The 13583-nt window shown below is 65.5% G+C and carries 14 protein-coding genes and 1 riboswitch; of the genes, 11 read left to right on the top strand and 3 right to left on the bottom strand.

The features are described 5' to 3' along the window. The first annotated feature begins 20 nt into the window (after nt 1–20). From QNI11_RS10170 to QNI11_RS10150, 5 genes are read left to right on the top strand one after another with little or no spacing between them, the layout of a single operon-like run. The gene (locus QNI11_RS10170) at nt 21–1526 is read left to right on the top strand and encodes a sugar ABC transporter ATP-binding protein (protein ID WP_283983316.1); all 1506 of its coding nucleotides are present in this window, start codon (nt 21–23) and stop codon (nt 1524–1526) included. Continuing rightward, a complete protein-coding gene (locus tag QNI11_RS10165; RefSeq protein WP_283983315.1) occupies nt 1519–2505 on the top strand; it encodes an ABC transporter permease in 987 nt (328 codons plus the stop codon). The genes QNI11_RS10170 and QNI11_RS10165 overlap by 8 nt, the downstream gene beginning before the upstream one ends. Then, nucleotides 2502–3524, top strand: a complete 1023-nt coding sequence (locus QNI11_RS10160) for an ABC transporter permease (protein ID WP_254698227.1) — start codon at nt 2502–2504, stop codon at nt 3522–3524. The genes QNI11_RS10165 and QNI11_RS10160 overlap by 4 nt, the downstream gene beginning before the upstream one ends. Continuing rightward, a complete protein-coding gene (locus tag QNI11_RS10155; protein ID WP_306418226.1) occupies nt 3524–4372 on the top strand; it encodes a sugar phosphate isomerase/epimerase in 849 nt (282 codons plus the stop codon). Before QNI11_RS10160 ends, QNI11_RS10155 begins: the two co-directional genes overlap by 1 nt. Continuing rightward, nucleotides 4372–5034 carry a nucleoside/nucleotide kinase family protein gene (locus tag QNI11_RS10150; RefSeq protein ID WP_283983313.1) on the top strand — a complete coding sequence of 221 codons (663 nt, stop codon included), beginning with the start codon at nt 4372–4374 and terminating at the stop codon, nt 5032–5034. Before QNI11_RS10155 ends, QNI11_RS10150 begins: the two co-directional genes overlap by 1 nt. A 164-nt stretch (nt 5035–5198) precedes the next feature. Here the strand turns inward: QNI11_RS10150 and QNI11_RS10145 are convergent, their stop codons facing one another. After that, nucleotides 5199–5714 carry an SDR family oxidoreductase gene (locus tag QNI11_RS10145; RefSeq protein WP_283983312.1) on the bottom strand — a complete coding sequence of 172 codons (516 nt, stop codon included), beginning with the start codon at nt 5712–5714 and terminating at the stop codon, nt 5199–5201. On the opposite strand from QNI11_RS10145, the gene QNI11_RS10140 reads away from it, so the two are divergent. The 6 genes from QNI11_RS10140 to QNI11_RS10115 all read left to right on the top strand — a co-directional run bounded on the left by QNI11_RS10140 (nt 5595) and on the right by QNI11_RS10115 (nt 11522). Further along, on the top strand, nt 5595–5930 hold the full coding sequence (locus tag QNI11_RS10140) for a sugar-binding domain-containing protein (RefSeq protein WP_306418230.1): 336 nt from the start codon (nt 5595–5597) through the stop codon (nt 5928–5930). The genes QNI11_RS10145 and QNI11_RS10140 overlap by 120 nt on opposite strands. Nucleotides 5931–6167: 237 nt before the next feature. Beyond that, nucleotides 6168–7121 carry a galactofuranose ABC transporter, galactofuranose-binding protein YtfQ gene (ytfQ, locus tag QNI11_RS10135; RefSeq protein WP_100930580.1) on the top strand — a complete coding sequence of 318 codons (954 nt, stop codon included), beginning with the start codon at nt 6168–6170 and terminating at the stop codon, nt 7119–7121. A 102-nt stretch (nt 7122–7223) separates the two neighbouring features. Next, on the top strand, nt 7224–8744 hold the full coding sequence (locus QNI11_RS10130) for a sugar ABC transporter ATP-binding protein (RefSeq protein ID WP_283983311.1): 1521 nt from the start codon (nt 7224–7226) through the stop codon (nt 8742–8744). Next, nucleotides 8744–9784: an ABC transporter permease gene (locus QNI11_RS10125; protein ID WP_100930582.1), complete on the top strand. Its 1041-nt coding sequence runs from the start codon at nt 8744–8746 to the stop codon at nt 9782–9784. The genes QNI11_RS10130 and QNI11_RS10125 overlap by 1 nt, the downstream gene beginning before the upstream one ends. Then, nucleotides 9781–10788: a galactofuranose ABC transporter, permease protein YjfF gene (gene yjfF / locus QNI11_RS10120; protein WP_198521774.1), complete on the top strand. Its 1008-nt coding sequence runs from the start codon at nt 9781–9783 to the stop codon at nt 10786–10788. The genes QNI11_RS10125 and yjfF overlap by 4 nt, the downstream gene beginning before the upstream one ends. Then, a complete protein-coding gene (locus QNI11_RS10115) occupies nt 10719–11522 on the top strand; it encodes a FadR/GntR family transcriptional regulator (RefSeq protein ID WP_283983310.1) in 804 nt (267 codons plus the stop codon). Before yjfF ends, QNI11_RS10115 begins: the two co-directional genes overlap by 70 nt. Nucleotides 11523–11578: 56 nt before the next feature. Here QNI11_RS10115 and QNI11_RS10110 read toward each other — a convergent pair whose 3' ends face one another. Both QNI11_RS10110 and QNI11_RS10105 read right to left on the bottom strand, forming a co-directional pair. Then, nucleotides 11579–12544 (bottom strand): class 1 fructose-1,6-bisphosphatase, encoded by a 966-nt coding sequence (locus QNI11_RS10110; protein ID WP_283983309.1) that lies wholly within the window; start codon nt 12542–12544, stop codon nt 11579–11581. A gap of 198 nt (nt 12545–12742) precedes the next feature. After that, nucleotides 12743–13216, bottom strand: coding sequence for a 6,7-dimethyl-8-ribityllumazine synthase (locus QNI11_RS10105; RefSeq protein WP_100930584.1), 474 nt, complete (start codon nt 13214–13216; stop codon nt 12743–12745). A gap of 70 nt (nt 13217–13286) precedes the next feature. Next, a riboswitch (FMN riboswitch) is annotated at nt 13287–13419 on the bottom strand. Between the last annotated feature and the right edge of the window lie 164 nt (nt 13420–13583).

The following is a 13583-nucleotide window of genomic DNA, read 5'->3' as shown; positions in this document are numbered from 1 at the left end:
TTTTCCTGACGAGGTGAACGATGACTGCCGAGGCAGACCGCTTCGCGCTGCGCCTGCACAAGGTCTCCAAGGCCTTTGGCGGGGTGCAGGCGCTGAACGCCGTGGATTTCGAGGTGCGCGCCGGAGAGGTGCATTGCCTTGCCGGAGAGAACGGCTGCGGCAAGTCCACGCTGATCAAGGTGGTGACCGGCGTCCACCGTCCCGAGAGCGCCGAACTGATCGAGCTGTTCGGCGAGAAAGTCCAGAAGATCACGCCGGTTCAGGCCCGGGCGCGCGGTGTCTCGGTGATCTGGCAGGACCTTGCGCTGTTTCCGTACATGAGCGTGGCCGAGAACATTGCCTTCGACGATCTGGTCGGGCTGGCGCCGCGCCCGGTGAAGTACCGTGACATGGCGGCAAGGGCAGGGGCGGTTCTTGCTCGGCTCGGCGTGACGCTGGATCTTGGCGCCCCTCTGGGCGATCTGCCCATCGCGCAACGGCAGGTGGTGGCAATCGCCCGCGCGCTGATGAACGACGCGCGGCTCATCTTCATGGATGAACCGACCGCCTCGCTGACGCAGGCAGAGACCGACCGCCTGCTCGACATCGTCCGCAAGCTGTCGGCGGATGGGGTTGCGGTTGTCTTCGTCTCGCACCGCCTGGCCGAGGTGCTGGAGATCGCCGAACGCGTGACCGTGGTGCGCGACGGCAACCTCGTGGGCGTCTACCCGACCGAAGGCATGACGCAGGCCCGGCTGGGCGAGCTGATGACCGGCCACCTGATCGACGACACGGTCTCGGCCCGCGACGTGGCGCCCGGCACGGCAGAGGTCTTTGCCTGCGAGGGTCTGACCAGACGCGGCGAATTCACCGATGTCTCACTGAAGGTCCGCGCCGGCGAAGTGCTGGGACTGACCGGCCTGATCGGCGCGGGGCGGACGGAACTGGCGCATGTCATGATGGGCATGCGCCCTGCCGACGGCGGCCGGATGCGGCTGGACGGGCAGGAGTACGCACCGCGCTCCATCCGAGAGGCCATCGCGCGCGGCATGGCCTATGTGTCGGAGGACCGGCTGTCGCTGGGCCTGCTGCAGAAGCAGAGCATCGCGGACAACACGGTCATCTCTGTCCTGAAGAGGCTGACGGCTGCAACCGGGCTGATCTCGGACAGCCGCAAGTCGGAACTGGTCCGCCACTGGATCAATGAACTGGGTGTCAAGATCGGTGCGCCGGAGGATGCCATCTCGACCCTTTCGGGCGGCAACCAGCAAAAGGTCGTGCTGGCGAAATGGCTGGCCACGGAACCGCGGCTACTGATCCTCGACAGTCCCACCGTGGGTGTCGACGTGGGCGCACGGGCCGGGATCTTCCGCATCGTGCGGGCGCTGGCCGACGAGGGGCTGGCGATCCTGCTGATTTCCGACGAGGTGACGGAGGTCATGCAGAACGCCGACCGTATCCTGCACATGGCCAATGGCCGCATCGTCGGAGAGGTCGACCCGCGCACCATCACCGTCCCCGAACTGGAGGAGCGCATCTATGCGTAACTACACGGTCGAACTCCGCCTTGCGGTGGTGCTGGCGCTTATCTGCGTGGGCCTGTCGCTGGCCGCGCCGCAATTCGCGACCCTGCCGAATGTCACCTCGCTGCTGAACAACAGCGCGGTCAACCTGATCTGGGCCGTGGGCCTGCTGGTCGTGCTGGTCGCGGGGGGGATCGATATCTCCTTCGCCGTGGCGTCGTCGGTGGTGCAGTACATCGCGGCCAAGCTGCTGATATCCATGGGCGGCGGCAACTGGCTGTTGGGCTTCCTGTTCTGCGGATCGCTCGGCATCCTGCTGGGGCTGCTGAACGCCTGGCTGATCCACGGCTTCCGCATCATCTCCATCGTCGTGACCATCGCCACCTTCAACGCCTTCTTCGGGCTGCTGATGTTCTTCACCGGTGGGCGCAACATCTACAACCTGCCGGACTGGTGGACGGCGCGGATCTTCATCTTCGAGCACGAGGGCGCGAACGGTGTCTGGTCGGAGCTGACGCTGCCCGTGGGGATCATGATCGGCTGCGTGGTGGCGACCTGGGTTGTGCTCAGGCGCACCAACATCGGCCGGCAACTCTTTGCCTTCGGCGACAATCCGGAAGGCGCGCGTCGGGCCGGTGTCAACATCGCAGTCATGCAGGGCATCGCCTTTGGCTGGATGGGCCTGATGGCCGGGATCGCCGGCCTCTGCCAAGTGAACATCGTGAAGGAGGTCGTGCCCAACGCGCTTTACGGCCGGGAGCTCGACGTGCTGGCGGCGGTCGTGCTGGGCGGCGCGCGGCTCGGGGGCGGCAAGGGCACGATCCTCGGCTGCATCCTCGGCGTGATGTTCGTCGCCGTCACGCAGAACGGCCTTAACTTGCTTGGCGTATCGCCCTTCGCGTTCCAGATGATCATCGGCGCGGCGATCCTGATCGCGATCTCGACCTCGAACATCGACCTGACGCGCGTCCTGCGTCTGTCCAAGACGGAGGCCCGCGCATGATGGCCCGCGCATCGACCTCACCCAAAGTTGCAACAGAGCCCCGCAAGGCTCTGATCGGCAAGGAGAACCTTGGCCTCCTGGCGATGCTTGCCGCGCTGGTGGTTGCCTTCGCTTTGGCCTCCGACCGGTTCCTGACGGCAGCCAACCTCGGCTCTATGGGGTTCCAGATGCCGCTCCTGGGGCTGCTGACGCTGGCCATGCTGGCGCCCATCGTCTCGGGCGGCCTGAACCTTGCCATCGTCTACACCGCGAACATCAGCGGGCTGACGCTGGCCTGGACGCTGATGCAGTTCGGGGGGGCGGAGGCCGGCATCCCCGCCTTCATCCTCGGCTGCGCGCTGGCGCTGGTCGTGGGTGCAGCAGCGGGGGCGACCATGGGTCTTGTCATCGCCTACATCGGCGCGCACCCGATCCTCGTTTCGCTCGCCATGATGATCTTTCTGCGCGGTCTGGGGGAGTTCCTGACCCGCGGCGGCGACATCTCGGGCTTTCCCGGCTACATGAATGTGCTGGGGCACGGGTCGCTCATGGGCATTCCCGTGCCGCTGATCCTGTTTGCCGTCATCGCGCTGGCCTGGCACGTCCTCCTGCGCCGCACGCCGCACGGCTTCTCCGTCTACATGACCGGATCGAACATGCGCGCGGCCGAGTACGCGGGCCTCAACGCCAAGCGCACTCTGGTCCTGATCTACACGCTCTCGGGCATCCTCTGCGCCGTGGCGGGCATCCTCATGGCGGCGCGGTTCAATTCGGTCCGCGTGGGCCATGGCGAGGCGATGCTGCTGATCACCGTGCTTGCCTGCTTCCTCGGCGGGATCGACCCTTTCGGCGGGCATGGCCGAGTGGCCCCCGTCATCCTATCGCTGGTCATCCTCCAGGTGCTGTCCTCCGGGCTGAACCTGATCGGTGCCAACCAGCATCTTGCAACCGCCGTCTGGGGCCTGTTCCTGATCGCCGTCATGGTTCTGCGATCCGACCGGCTGAAACGGGCATTCCGACTTTCGCGAAAGGACACGTAATGGAAGGCTTTGGCGTACACACAAGCATGTGGACGATGAACTGGGACCGCGAGGGCGCCGAACGCGCCGTCGCCGGGGCAAAGGAATACGGGGTCGATTTCATCGAGATCCCGATGCTGCGTCCCTCCGAGGTCGACACCGCACACACCGCCGCGCTGATCGAGAAGAATGGCCTGCGCGCGATCTGCTCGCTTGGCCTGCCGGAGCAGTACTGGGCCTCCGTCAACCCGGAAGGCGCCATCGACTACCTGAAGCTGTCGATCGACAAGACCAAGGCCTGCGGCGCGGAGGCCCTGTCGGGCGTGACCTTCGGCGGCATCGGGCAACGCACCGGCACCTGGCCCACGCAGGGCGAATACGACAACATCGCCACGGTTCTGGATGCGGCGTCGAAGTATGCGAAACAGGCCGGTCTGCTCTTCGGGATCGAGCCGGTGAACCGCTACGAGAACCACCTCATCAACACCGGCTGGCAGGCGCGCGACATGATCGAGCGGGTGGGCTCCGACAACATCTTCATCCACCTCGACACCTACCACATGAACATCGAGGAGAAGGGTGCCGGCAACGGCATCCTCGATGCGCGCGACTACCTGAAGTACATCCACCTGAGCGAAAGCGACCGTGGCACGCCGGGTGAAGGCACTTGCGACTGGGACGAGATCTTTGCAACCCTGAAGGCCATCGACTTCAAGGGGGGACTCGCCATGGAGAGCTTCATCAACATGCCGCCCGAGGTGGGCTTCGGCCTTGCCGTCTGGCGGCCGGTGGCGAAGGATCACGACGAGGTCATGTCGAAGGGCCTGCCGTTCCTGCGCAACAAGGCCGCGCAATACCGGCTGATCTGATGGCCCGCACCGTCGATATGGAGGGCCTCCGCACGGAGGCCCTTGCCCTGCTGGATCGCCCGGGACGGCAGTTCGTAGCCATCGCGGGCGCGCCGGGTTCGGGCAAGAGCACGACCGTCGAGCAACTGTTCGAGGCGCTCGAAGCCACCCATCCCGGTGTCGCCGCGATCCTGCCGATGGACGGGTTTCATTACGACGACGCGGTGCTGCACGCGATGAACCGCCGCCCGTGGAAGGGCGCGCCGGACACCTTCGACGTGGGCGGACTCGCCTCGGTTTTGGACCGGCTGAAGCCGGGCAGGGAGGTGGTGGCCGTCCCGGTCTTTGACCGCGAGCTGGAAATCTCGCGCGGGTCGGCGCGGCTGATCGGGACGGAGGCGCGGCTCATCATCTGCGAGGGCAACTACCTGCTGCTGAACCGTGCGCCGTGGGACAGTCTGGCGGGGCGCTTCGACCTGGACGTGATGATCGACGTCCCCGAAGAGGAACTGGCCCGCCGGTTGCGCCGCCGCTGGGTGCACTACAAGCTGAACGAAGAAGAAATCCGGGCGAAGCTGGAGGACAACGACCTCCCGAACGGGCGCACTGTAAGAGCGGAAAGCCGCGAGCCGGACCTCGTTCTGATCCAGACGCGCGCCGGGCAGGACCCGCGGCCGTCCTGACCGCCTGATTATTGAATGCGGATGCGTTTGTTTGAGGCGGCCTCCCGCTCCCGGCACATTGCAGTCCGGGGCAAACTGCTTGGCCGTTCAGAGGTGCGATGCGCCTGGTGCGCGGTCGGCACCGGAGGGCGCCTCGTCTGTTCGCCCACCGCCCAAGGTATCCATCACCAGCAGCAGAAGCCGCCGTCCACCAGCAGGTCCGCGCCGGTGACGAAAGACGACGCGTCAGACAGAAGGAAGACCGCGGGGCCGACCATCTCGTCGACGCTGGCCATGCGTTGCATTGGCGTCTGGCTTTCGAACTCCTTGGTCTGGTGCTCCATCTCGGGCCGGGTGTTCATCGGCGTCGCGGTATAGCCCGGAGAGATCGTGTTGACCCGGATGTCGCGACCGCCCCATTCCATCGCGCGCCCCTGTGCTCGGCAGGTCAGCCAGATGCCCTTCATGTTGATGTCCATGAGGGCCTGGTACTGGTCTTCCTCCATCTCCTCGTTCCTGTTGGCGTTGGCGATCCCGGCGGCGTTCAGGCACAAGGTCAGCGGCCCTAATTCGCCTTCGGTCTGCGCCACCGTATCGGTGAAGCGGCGGCGCATTTCCTCGAGGCGACCCTCCAGCCGGGTGAGATCATCGGCGTGTCTAGCTGGTTGGAAACCATCCTGCGGATGGTCGACAACATCCATCCGATGAAGTGTGGCAAGGCGCGCGTTGTGGTGCTGCGCTGGCGTGAACCATTCCCGGCGGCGATTGCTGTGCATCGGATTCGGCGTGGCGAGGTGATTCTCGATCTACTTTGCCGTCGTGTTGGGCGGTGGAAGAAGTGCTCGTATGGGAGGAGTGATTGTCTGCGTGTCATTCAGCATTTTTCATCGGTTTTCGGCCTGTCAGAGACACCTTGACCCGAGCAAAATACAACTCATCCGAAGAGCAGCACTCCGCGGCTGGCCAACAGGTCAGCGGACTGTATCACTCCACCACCTGCAGTGCGCCCAAAGATTAAAGTTGGCGCGCAATTCATTGAATATGCGCGCATACTTGGATCGTTTCGTCTCCCAAAACTCACCGGTTTACAAAAGTGATAAAATAATACTTAATTGATTCACGGAGCGTCAGAAGGCTCCGACAGGGAGGACATCATGACATTCAAGACAACGCTACTGGCGTCCACGCTCGCTATTGCTCCGCTGGCCGCGATGGCCGCAGATCTGACCATCGGTTTCAGCCAGATCGGCTCCGAATCCGGATGGCGCGCGGCAGAGACCACCGTCACCAAGCAGGAAGCCGAAAAGCGCGGCATCGACCTCAAGTTTGCCGACGCGCAGCAGAAGCAGGAGAACCAGATCAAGGCGATCCGCAGCTTCATCGCGCAGGGCGTCGACGCGATCCTCGTGGCCCCCGTGGTCGCCACCGGCTGGGACGAGGTGCTGGAAGAGGCGAAGGACGCGGACATCCCGGTCGTCCTGCTCGACCGCACCGTGGATGCCGACAAGTCGCTCTACCTGACCGCCGTGACCTCCGACCTCGTGCACGAGGGTCGCGTTGCCGGTGAATGGCTGGTGAGCGAGATGGGCGACGAGGAGTGCCGCATCGTCGAACTGCAGGGCACCACCGGTTCGTCTCCCGCCATCGACCGCAAGAAGGGGTTCGAGGAAGGCATCGCCGGCCATGACAACCTGCAGATCGTGCGCAGCCAGACGGGCGATTTCACCCGCGCGCAGGGCAAGGTCGTCATGGAGAGCTTCCTGAAGGCCGAGGGCGGAGAGAACATCTGCGCGCTTTACGCCCACAACGATGACATGGCCGTCGGCGCGATCCAGGCGATCAAGGAAGCCGGCCTGAAGCCGGGCGAGGACATCAAGATCGTCGCCATCGACGCGGTGCCGGATGCGCACAAGGCGATTGCCGAGGGCGAGATGAACGCCACCATCGAGCTGACGCCGAACATGGCCGGACCCGCGCTCGACGCGCTGGAGGCCTACCTGGCCGACGGCACCGAGCCGGAGAAATGGATTCAGACCGAATCCAAGCTGTTCACCAGCGAAGACGACAACCAGGCGATCTACGAAATGAAGAAAGACCTGGGTTACTGACTCCTCCGGAGAGCGGGCGCGCTCTCCCTTGTCCGCCGGGCCGATCACTGGCCCGGCGGCATTTCCTTAGGCAGATCCCGGCACCGCCGGTAAGGTTTTCCCATGAAAGACACGTTGACACCCGATGATCGCCCGGTGCTGCGGGCGCGCGGGGTATCCAAGTTCTTCCCCGGCACCATCGCGCTCGACGATGTGGACCTCGCGCTGAGGCCCGGCGAGGTGCATGCACTGCTGGGCGAGAACGGGGCCGGAAAATCGACGCTGATCAAGTGCCTGACCGGCGCTTACCGGCGCGACGCGGGAGTGATCGAACTGGACGGGCAGGCGGTCGAGCCGCAGTCCACCGCCGACAGCCAGAAACTGGGCATCGGCACGGTCTACCAGGAGGTCAACCTGCTGCCCAACCTGACCGTGGCCGAGAACCTGTTCCTCGGGCGCCAGCCGATGCGCCTGGGATTTGTCGCGCGGCGGCGGATGAACCGCGAGGCGCAGGAGGTTCTGGCGGGTTATGGTCTGGACGTCGACCCCGGCGAACCGCTGACCGCCTATTCGGTCGCCATCCAGCAGGTCATCGCAATCGCCCGCGCGGTCGAGATGTCGGGCAAGGTGCTGATCCTCGACGAACCGACGGCCAGCCTCGACCGGGACGAGGTTCAACTGCTCTTCGGTGTGATCCGGCAACTGACGGCACGCGGGCTGGCGGTGGTCTTCATCACGCACTTCCTCGACCAGGTCTTCGAGATATCGGATCGTGCGACGGTTCTACGGAACGGCCGCGTCGTGGGCACGGTGAAGCTGTCCGAAGTATCGCCGCGCGATGTCATCACGATGATGCTGGGCCGCCAGTTGGAGGCGCGGGTCAAACGCCATGAGGTCGGCCCGGCGGGCAAGGGTCTTGTCGCCATCGACGGGCTGGCGAAGCGCGGCATGATCGAGCCGTTCTCGCTGAACATCCGGGAAGGCGAGGTGGTCGGTCTGGCAGGTCTGCTGGGTTCGGGCCGGACCGAAACGTGTAACCTGATCTTCGGTGCGGTGCAGGCCGACCAGGGACGTATCCTGCTGCGGGACAAGGAGATTTCCGTGTCGCGGCCGCGAGACGCCATCGCCCATCGCTTTGCCCTTTGTCCGGAGGACCGCAAGGTGGACGGCATCGTCGGCGACCTGTCCGTGCGGGACAACATCATCCTTGCGCTGCAGGCGCGGCAGGGCTGGATGCGGCCGATTCCGCGCGCCAAGATCAACGAGATCGCCGAGAGCTATGTGCGGGCGCTGGACATCCGGCTGGCCTCTCTCGATATGCCGATCCGGCTGTTGTCGGGCGGCAACCAGCAGAAGGCGCTGCTCGCGCGCTGGCTGGCGACCAATCCCGATTTCCTCATCCTCGACGAACCCACGCGCGGCATCGACGTGGGCGCCCATGCCGAGATCATCGCCCTGATCGAGCAGTTGCGCGCGGACGGCATGGCCCTTCTGGTCGCCTCGTCCGAGCTGGAGGAACTGGTGGCCTACAGCACCCGCGTCGTGGTGCTGCGCGACCGGCAGCAGGTCTCGGAACTGAAGGGCGACGCGATCACGCCCGAAAACATCGTGCGGGCGATCGCGGACGAAGGAGAGGCTGCCTGATGGGACCGAAACCCTCGACACTGAAACGGGTGATGCCGCAGTTGCTGATCCTCGCCGCGGCGCTGGCTCTGAACGTGCTGGTCTTCCCGGAGTTCTTCCACATCGACTTCCGCAACGGGCGCCTGTTCGGCAACATCGTCGACGTGCTGAACCGGGGTGCGCCGGTTGCGCTGTTGTGCATCGGCATGACGCTGGTCATCGCGACGCGCGGCATCGACCTGTCAGTGGGTGCGGTCATGGCCATCGCGGGCGCAGTGGCGGCGTCGATGGTGGTCAACGGGCATGGCTGGGTCACGGCGCTTCTGGCCGCGCTCGGCGCTGGCGGGATCTGCGGTCTGTGGAACGGGTTCCTTGTCGCGGTGCTGCGGATCCAGCCCATCGTCGCGACGCTGGTCCTGATGGTGGCCGGGCGCGGCATCGCGCAGCTTGTCACCGAAGGGAAGATCCTGACCTTCTCCGATCCCGGTCTGATCCACCTTGGCGCGGGCGTCGTCGCAGGCATCCCCACGCCGATCCTCATTTGGGTGTCGCTGGGCCTGCTGGTCGCCTGGGCCGTGCGCAAGACGGCGCTGGGGATGCTGATCGAGGCCATCGGGATCAACGAACGATCCTCGCGGCTGGCCGGGATCAACAGCCGTGTCCTGCTGATCTGCGTCTACACGGTGTCCGGCCTCTGCGCCGCGCTGGCGGGGGTGATCGTCGCCGCCGACATCAAGGGCGCCGACGCGAACAACGCCGGTCTCTGGCTGGAGCTGGACGCGATCCTTGCGGTGGTCATCGGCGGCAACTCCCTTCTGGGCGGGCGGTTCTCGATCCTCGCCTCGCTGATCGGGGCGCTGATCATCCAGTCCGTCAACTCGGTCATCCTGCTTTCGGGCATGCCGCCGGAGTTCAACCTCGTGATCAAGGCGGTGCTGATCCTCTGCATCCTGGTCATCCAGTCGCCGCGGATCGGCAACCTGGTCTACATCCTGCGCGCGTCCGGGCCGCAACCGCAGCCCGACCGGCCCGCAATACCCGAAAAGGAGGCGGCGCGATGATCCGTTCCACCCATCTGCCCCTGCTGGTGACGCTTGCCACCTTCGTCCTGGCCTATGCGCTCTGCGCCGCGGCCTATCCGGCGATGCTCTCGACACGGGTGATGTCAAACCTGCTGACCGACAACGCTTTCCTCGGGATCGCGGCGGTGGGGATGACCTTCGTCATCCTTTCGGGCGGGATCGACCTGTCCATCGGGTCGGTGATCGCCTTCACCGGCGTCTTCCTCGCCGTCGTCCTGCGCGACACCTCCATGCACCCGCTGGTGGCCTTCGTGCTCGTGCTGTGCATCACGACCGGGTTCGGCGCGGCCATGGGGGCCACGATCCACTACCTCGAGATGCCGCCGTTCATCGTCACGCTGGCGGGCATGTTCCTGGCCCGTGGCGCCGCCTATGTCCTGTCGACCGAAAGCGTGCCGATCACGCACGAGTTCTACGACACGTTGCAGGGCCTCTACTGGAAGGCGCCCGGTGGCGGGCGGTTTCGGCTGATCGGCGGCGTCATGGTCCTGACCTTCATCGTCGGCATAATCGTCGCGCACCGCACCCGCTTCGGCCAGAACGTTTATGCGCTTGGCGGAGGAGAGCAGGCGGCGCGGCTGATGGGCGTTCCGCAGGCGCTGACCACCGTCGGCATATATGCGACATCGGGGTGCCTAGCGGGGCTGTCTGGCATCGTCTTCTCGCTCTATACATCCGCCGGGTACTCACTCGCGACGGTGGGCGTGGAACTGGATGCCATCGCGGCGGTGGTGATCGGGGGCACGCTGCTGACCGGGGGATACGGCTTTGTGGGGGGGACGTTCTTCGGCATCCTCATCATGGGGCTGATCCAGACCTACATCGTGTTCGACGGAACGCTGTCGAGCTGGTGGACCAAGATCGTGATCGGAGGGCTGCTGTTCGCATTCATCCTCCTGCAGAAAGGACTGACGTGGGCAACGCAGGCAAAGGCGACCCGGGCAAGACGACGAACAGCGACTGGCTCCGCCGCTCTCTCATGACCCTGATGCAGGCCGGGGGCGGGGCGGAGCGCGCGTCGAACCACACGGCCTTCGTGGTGGAACAGCTTGGCCGGGCCATCGTCGCCGGGGAATACCCGGCGGACACCATGATCCCGCTCGATCCCGACCTGTGCGAGATGTTCGGCGTGTCGCGGACCGTCGTGCGCGAGGCAAAGAAGACCCTGATCGCGAAGGGCCTGATCCAGTCCAAGGCCAAGGTCGGCACGCATGTGCGGCCCGCCGACGAATGGAACATGTTCGACCAGGACGTGATGCGCTGGCATGCGGCGGTGAAGAACCCGACCCGGTTCTACGAGGAACTGTTCGAGATCCGGATGATCTTCGAACCCGCCGCCGCGGCGCAGGCCGCCGGGCGGGTCAACCAACTGGGGTGCGAGGAGCTCTATCGCCTGTGCGACCAGATCGCCGCGGCCACCAGCCGGGCGGATTTCGCGCTGGCCGATTACGCCTTTCACAAGCAGGTCCTGAAAATGTCGGGCAACCGGTTCCTGCAGTCGCTGGGCGACCTCGTGCAGACGGCGCTCTATTCGCTGTTCATGTCGGAGTCGAACCGAGACTATGCCGACCGGCGCGAAAGCGTGGCCGAACATCACCGGGCCATCGTCGCGGCCATCGCCTCTGGCACCCCGGACGCCGCGCGAGAGGCCATGGGCCGCGTGATCCATGACGGCTACTGGAACGCCATCCCCGCCGGACGCGCCGCGGGGGGCTGACCGGCGGCTGCTGCGGGCGCTATCCCGCGTTCAATGGTTCGAAACGGTCGCGGTTGTCACGTCTCCAGATAGCGGCCGATGATGTCCACCTCTTCCGCTGCGCCAAAAACGAGCGGCACGTTTTCATGCGGATCGGCGGGGACGAGGTCGAGGATGCGGCGCGTGCCATCGGTGGCCTTGCCGCCGCCCGCGGCTTCCATGAGAAAGGCGATTGGGACGGCCTCGTAGGCCAGGCGCAGGCGTCCGTTCTCGTAGCCCTTCCTCCGGTCGGCGGGGTACAGGAACGCGCCGCCCTGCAGGACGATGCGGTGCAGTTCGCCCACGGCGGCGGCCAGCCAGCGCATGTTGAAGTCGCGCCCGCGCGGCCCGTCCTTGCCAAGCCGCAGATCCCGTGCCCAGGCTTGCAGGCCCTCGGGCCAGTGACGCTCGTTCGAGGCGTTGTAGGCGATGGTCGAGGTGGTGGGTTTGATCCTCAGGTCACGTGCCGCTTCGCGGAAGTCCTGCCCGTCGAAGGTGAAGACCTGTATGCCTTTGCCAAGCGTATACCCGAAGTCCAGCGAATGCCCGAAGGAGGCATAGCCGGAGGCCACGGCCTCGGAACCGGGGCGGGCGAAGGTCACCGGGCCGGTCGGGTAGATGACAAACAGCATACCCAGCGGCGCGCCGATTCCGATGGAGCCGGAGCCGTCTATGGGGTCGATGGCGATATCGTACCCGCCATCAGGGTCGAGGGTTTCGACCGCCACCGCCTCTTCCGACAACAGGTGGCGGACGCCGCATCCGCGCAGCTCGGCGAGGATGTGATCATGGGCGCCCACGTCCAGCGCCTTTTGCGCATCGCCGCTGTCGTTGGTCCCGACCAGAGCCGCCGGATCGCCCGGCAACCGGCCGGCCGCAAGGCGCGCGGCGATGGCGGGCAGGGCGTGGGCAAGGGCGTTGACGATCCGCCCCACGCCGTTCTCCGGCAGGCAGGCGGGCAGGATTGGGGCGCTGGAAAGCGTGTCGTCGGGCAGGGTCAGCATGTGCACTCCGGTCGCAGGCAAACGGGCAGGGGTGTGACCCGTCGCGGGGCCCATATCACGCCGGGCTGAAGAAGGGGGATGTTTCGTGCGGGCCGGCCAGACGGCGGTTGCCGCGGCCCACGAGGTCGAATTCGGAGACATCTTTGCCCGGCATCGATCCGACGTGAGCTCCCGGCCAAACGCCGGGAGCCGGGTTTGTCAGCCGTTCACCACGGCAAGTTCGGGACGGGGGAGGGCGATGTCGAACACACCACGCACCGCGCGCGCCGCTTCCGCACCCTTGGTCACGAAGTGCTCCTGGTAGAAGCCGGTCAGCAGCTCCGTCTCCTGGTAGTTGTGGGGCGTCAGCGACACGCTGAACACAGGCACATCGGTCTGCATCTGCGCCTCCATCAGCCCCTTGACCACGGCGTCGGCCACGAAGTCATGCCGGTAGATGCCGCCGTCGACGACGAAGGCCGCAGCGACCACCGCGTCGTAGCGCCCGGTCTTGGCCAGCCGCTTTGCCAGCAGCGGCATCTCGAAGGCGCCGGGCACGTCATAGGCATCCACCTGTGCGCCGGGAAGCTGCGTCCTGGCCTCGGCCAGAAAACCCTCGTGCGCCCGGTCGACGATGTCGGCGTGCCAGCGCGCGCGAATGAAGGCGATGCGTTTGTTTGAGAAGTCAGTCATGTCGGAACCCTCCGTTTGATACAAAAGGTCCCAAGGCTTACGGCCGTACGGAACCGTCAGGTCCCGTCCGTCGCGTCTCTTCCATCCGGACTTTAACCGTCGGCCCCGGAGTTCCACCGGATCTGCTTGACCCCCTCCGAAAGGAGGGGCGCTCGCGGGCTGTCACCGCCGGTGGGGAATTTCACCCCGCCCTGAGAACGCGGCCAAATTAACTGCTGTGACGGGAGATTCCAGTGTGAAACCGTCAGGTCCGGACATTTTCGCGACGGCGGGAGACCGGTATGCCCGTCCATTGCAGCATAAAGGGTTTGCAGGCGGTCGGGATCGGTGCTCAACCTATGCCGGGTCACGCGACGCGTTCTGTGCG

Origin of the sequence: Sagittula sp. MA-2, from assembly GCF_030126985.1 — a bacterium.
In the GTDB taxonomy this organism is placed as follows: domain Bacteria; phylum Pseudomonadota; class Alphaproteobacteria; order Rhodobacterales; family Rhodobacteraceae; genus Sagittula.
Note: the sequence above shows the minus strand (reverse complement) of the source record. Positions and strands in the feature narration are given on the sequence as shown.